General features: G+C 42.1%; 5 protein-coding genes. 3 read left to right on the top strand and 2 right to left on the bottom strand.

Annotation, left to right across the window (positions count from 1 at the left end; genetic code table 11):
* Positions 1-62: 62 nt before the first annotated feature.
* Both QUA00_RS36135 and QUA00_RS36130 read left to right on the top strand, forming a co-directional pair.
* A complete protein-coding gene (locus QUA00_RS36135) occupies positions 63-1160 on the top strand; it encodes a hypothetical protein (RefSeq protein WP_333413376.1) in 1098 nt (365 codons plus the stop codon).
* 120 nt (positions 1161-1280) lie between these two features.
* Positions 1281-2348, top strand: coding sequence for a CAP domain-containing protein (locus QUA00_RS36130; RefSeq protein ID WP_333413374.1), 1068 nt, complete (start codon positions 1281-1283; stop codon positions 2346-2348).
* A gap of 244 nt (positions 2349-2592) precedes the next feature.
* On the opposite strand, the gene QUA00_RS36125 is transcribed toward QUA00_RS36130, so the two are convergent.
* Positions 2593-2799: a hypothetical protein gene (locus QUA00_RS36125; protein WP_333413373.1), complete on the bottom strand. Its 207-nt coding sequence runs from the start codon at positions 2797-2799 to the stop codon at positions 2593-2595.
* Between the two features lie 188 nt (positions 2800-2987).
* Between QUA00_RS36125 and QUA00_RS36120 the strand changes: the two genes are divergently transcribed.
* On the top strand, positions 2988-3380 hold the full coding sequence (locus QUA00_RS36120) for a DUF423 domain-containing protein (protein ID WP_333413371.1): 393 nt from the start codon (positions 2988-2990) through the stop codon (positions 3378-3380).
* A 147-nt stretch (positions 3381-3527) separates the two neighbouring features.
* On the opposite strand, the gene QUA00_RS36115 is transcribed toward QUA00_RS36120, so the two are convergent.
* Positions 3528-4622 carry a hypothetical protein gene (locus QUA00_RS36115; RefSeq protein WP_333413369.1) on the bottom strand — a complete coding sequence of 365 codons (1095 nt, stop codon included), beginning with the start codon at positions 4620-4622 and terminating at the stop codon, positions 3528-3530.
* Between the last annotated feature and the right edge of the window lie 458 nt (positions 4623-5080).

The following is a 5080-nucleotide window of genomic DNA, read 5'->3' as shown; positions in this document are numbered from 1 at the left end:
ACAAAAAACTACATTGAAATTTAGTCGAATTTAACTGTAGCATATTTTGGGGGAAAGTTAAGATGCGTTTACCCTGCTTTCCCGATCCACCTATTGGGATATCTGGCACCATTACCCATCCAATTACGGGACAAGACCAAAACGTTACGTTTGATTCTCAGATTGATGATATGGTTCTGTTCGTTGGCGGTCAATCTCCCGCCTTTAATGGTGATCCCAACCTAAAATTAGCGGGATCACTGGTTTCTGGCAGACCAGTTAGAGATAGTAGTTTTCGGGCAGCACGACCAGGTGATATTTTTGGCAGCATTTCTTTTAACTCAAGTCTTAACTGGTTCTTTGACCCAACACCTACAACTGTTGACGATGTTCCAGTAAACCAAGAGGATTTAATTCGTGTTGCTGTACACGAAATTGGTCACTCGCTCGGATTTTATCCTGGCACCCAGGGAACAGGCCCTAACGCTCTTAATGTTAATGGTGGTAATCCGATTCCATTTGGGCCAAATGGTGATCCTCACATCGATAAAAACTTCCGAATTGATGGTCAAGCAGCAGTTATGTCATCAGGTGCTGGTGGACGATTCCCGACAAGAGCGGATTTAGCAATTTTGGCGGATCAAGGTTATCAAATTCCTAGCCTTTCTGGTTATGTATCACAAGAAAAACCACCGATCGCAACCCAAAATAGCGATGAATTTTTTGGTACAGAGGTTAACGATACGATCGATCTTTTAGGTGGAGATGATGATGCTTCAGGCTATGAAGGTAATGATAGCTTGATTGGTGGCGATGGGAATGATAACCTCTTCGGTAATGCTGGCAATGATACACTGCTGGGCGGTGCTGGCAATGACTATCTTGATGGAGCAGATGGCGATGATTCCCTTGTGGGTGGCGGTGGGAATGACCGACTTTTGGGTAAAGCTGGTCGAGATACATTTATCTTTGACGGAGCAAGTGGATTGGATACCATTAATGATTTTGTCGTAGCTGATGACAAGATTCAGGTATCTGCTAGTTTAGGGCTGAGTGTAAACCAGCTTTTAACGCAAGCTAACCAATTTTCTACTTTTGGTAAAATCACCCTCAGCTCAGGAAACGAAATTACCATCTTCCATGATGTTTCCTTGACCGCAGCAAACTTTACCATTATCTGAATTTAGTTATCAGATAGGTTTGCGTTCGAGGCGATCGCATCTCCATTTCCCAGTGCGATCGCCTTTCTATAGAACCGAACAAATTTCAGTAACTCATTTATAAAATTTAGCGAGTATCTCATGCGTAAAACTTTAGTTTTTCTGGCTCTGACCACATTTCAAGTAACACAAATATCGGTGGTCTTAGCTCAAAACAGTTCTGCATTCGAGCAGACAGTAATTTCTGAAATAAACCGAGCCAGAAGTAACCCTTCAGCTTATGCTAATTGGTTAGAAACCATAAGACAAACTTACGATCATAGAACCAACACCTTCCAACTTCCAAGGAGAAACGAACGCTTTCCCGTCATCGGTGGTGTAGCAGCATTTGATGAAGCAATCGGTGTGCTTAGAAACACCTCCCCAGTTCAATCCGTTCGTGCTTCAAATGGACTTGGGTTAGCGGCTAGAGATCATCTTCGGGATCAACAGTTAGCTGCTTCTGTTCCTCAAATTAGCCACACTGGTAGAGATGGTAGCGACCCAACTAATAGAGCAAATCGCTATGGAACCACCAGCGGTGTATGGGAGAACATCGGTATGGGGCCTTGGCCTGAGTTTATTGTCATGAACTTAATGCTTGATTACTGGGAACCCAGTCGTGGGCATCGAACAAACTTCTTTAATCCTACTCATACATTAGTGGGAGTAGCTTGTGGTAATTCCTCGATAAGAGAAATGGGTAACTATCCAATTTGTGTAATAGACTTTGCTCAAGAATATTCTGAGAATAGAGGAAACGTTCCTAATCAATTCCCGAATCAAACTGATAGACCACCTAGAGATACAAATCAGCCTAGACAACTTAATCTTACAGGCGAATGGGTAATTGAGACTGGGAGTTTTAAGTTCTTATCCAATGATGTAAATAATTCCTGTGTGCCCGCGCCAGAACTTGGAACTGGTTCTTCTCCAATTACAATCCGTCAAAATGGGAGCCAGCTAATACTTTCAGGTGTTTATCAGAGATATAACAATATTACGAATAGTCAAATTTCAGGTACTCAATTTGAAGCAATTGCTATGTTTGGGAATGTAGCGTTACTGAGATATAGTGGTTCTGTGAGCTTGGATGGTAGACAAATTACAGGCACTATAGTGTGTGGTAACAGAGGAGCAAACATACCATTTATAATGAGGAAATCTTAATGAAAAATTTAAGTGTAATATTTTAACTGCACTGGAAACCTTCAGATTAAGGGCCGCTCAGCTTTGTCATTAGCTTTCGCATTAAAAATCCCACTACCCGCGAATTAGATGTTGTTGATGGTCTATCATCTAGTGAGTTAAGTAACACCTTTGTCTCTGTTAATCGGGCGGGTATTTAAAGATAATGAGAGAAGAGCGATCGCCTTTTTGGATGCGAAGTGCGATCGCCCTTCTTTATCTTGCCCTAAACACTGGCATAATGTTTAGCAATTAACTCTCTAACTAACGGTAATAACTCCAAAGGAACTTGAACAAACGCTTGATCTTGATTATCAAACGCTGCTTCATCTTCTGCTACCGATTCATCTTCTGACTGTCGATCGTAATGTTCGATCATTTGGCGCACTCGTTTTTCATCCCAACTCAAGGGAAATTGATTTTGTGTTGCCATATTTACCTACCACGTTGTCGGCGTTTATAAGCACTCAAAGGTTTACCCGTTAACTCATACGCTGTTATAACAAAATGGAGAGCTTTAATCCTATCATAAAATTGTTGGATTCAACAAACTTTTTGTTAATTTTGATATAATAGAGAATGGTTTATATAGGATCGCCCTTCTCCCATCCACATTAAATTATGTCATCACTAATCTTAACCCGAATCTTCCTCGCAGCCGCAGCCGTATTCGGAGGTTTATCCGTTGCAGGCGGTGCTTTTGCCTCCCACGCTTTGAAAAATCAATTGAGCGATCGAGCTTTAACCATTTTTGAGACCGGCGCCCGATATCAAATGTACCATGCCCTGGCTCTATTACTCGTCGCTTTACTCTTGATCCGCGCCCAAGAGTCTCAAACATTTTTTGCAGTGGCTGGATGGGCTTTTATTGCCGGCATTATCATCTTTTCAGGCAGTTTGTACGCCCTGAGTTTGAGCGACATCAAATGGCTGGGTGCAATTACGCCACTGGGGGGAGTTGCTTTTATTCTTGGTTGGGGATGTTTGGCAGTCGCAGCTTTTAGTTTTAAATAGGCAACTGGTAAATTTTGAAGCAATTACCAATTATAAATTATAGCGGTTCTCAAAAAAGTGAGGTATGCCCTATGCCCTATGCCCTATGCCCTATGCCCTATGCCCTATGCCCATGAGTACCTCATATGAGAGCTCGAAAGGCTATATCTAATTATCAAACACATCGCTGGAAAACATCTCAGTCAAAGTACGCAAGTAAGGTACAAATACCGTTAAATCTTCAGCAGGAAGCCGATCGCATATTTCCCAAAATAAAATCAGCAGCATATCCTGCACTAACTCCCAACTTACATGAAGTTTGGGGTACAACATCACGCAAATTGGAAACAATTCTTGCTGTACCGGGCGAATACTACCTTCCAAAACGCACCAGCACAAATAGCTTTGAAAAATCTCGACATCCCGGATACCAGAAATTTTTATCTCCCGATCGCTCAAATAGCCACTGCTGCTGCGGTATCCTTGATGCTGGGCACTAGCTCGATCGTACACTGCACTAGCAATCTGAGTCGTCTGCTGCAACAAATGCTGAACGGCTAATAGAGCTCTTGAATTCGGGGGCTGATTCGCCGCAGCCTCGTTAATCTCTCCGTAGGGAATGTGCAGGTAGTCGTCTACAACTTTTAAGTAGGGCGCAAATTCCGCTCTCTCTGACTCCGAAAGACATCCTAACAAGATTTTGCTAGTGTATTGAAACTGCATTGTCACAAATCCCAGCACTAACGGATCTGTCTCTGAGTATTTTCGCCTCACTTTGATAATATCTTTTCCCACCAGCACTGACAAGCGGAAAACAGGTTCTCTATCCGCATAAGCGTCTATTGCTTTGCGATATAATGTGCGAGAATCCGCGACAATTTCTAAAGAATTAATTAAACTTGGATCGATCGCGTGCCGCTCTATTTGTTTCCCTAAAAGAGCTTCTACTCTACTCCAAGCTATCTCGCTGGCTAATTTCAGGGTATCTGTCAATTTGTCAACTATTGGGGCCCTATTTCCCTCAAAATTAGTTAAATCGAGGCTGGGGAGAATTTGGCGTGGCCCTTGGTTCTCTCGTGTCGCAACTGTACTGTAATATTTTTTTGCCCAGCTAACTGCGAAGGAAGAAACGCTGACACCTTTAGCTTTTGGGAGTTGGTCAGTGTCGGGTCCGGTAATACCTTGGGACGCCTGAATTGCGCCCTGTTGAAGTTGGTCGGCTGCTGGTAAAGATTTTGAAGATATGTGTGAAATACCAGTCATGATAAACCTCGTTTTTTTATTAACTCGCACTAGATCGATTCCCCTAATTTTTAACGTTGTTAACTACAATTTTCGGGATTTGTACGCTGACAGTCATCAGCCATTACGCTTAAAGCTATAAGCCATTTGGCTCGACTGCCTGCATCTTTTATAAGTTGCACGTTAATAACGTTATTTATTGTGCGATCGATCACCATCACCCTGTGATCGCGATCCTAAGTGATTTTTTTGACCTATAAATGAGGACGAGCAAGAAATTTAATCGGTCTTAAAATCTGATAATTAAAGTCAAATCTGCCTCAAAAAAACTGCTGCTTGAAATACTTTATCTTTGTTTTGGAGCGCTTTTGTCGATCGCCCTAGTTTCTTAATGAAGCTAGGCTAAGCTGTTGCACATTTAAACTGTGATACAATCATTACCCTTATTTTTGATTTTGCGACCCCATTTAATTATTAAT

Source organism: Microcoleus sp. T2B6, from assembly GCF_036700475.1.
Lineage (GTDB): Bacteria > Cyanobacteriota > Cyanobacteriia > Cyanobacteriales > Microcoleaceae > Microcoleus.
The sequence above is the reverse complement of the archived record's forward strand: the minus strand, read 5'-3'. Positions and strand labels throughout refer to the sequence as shown.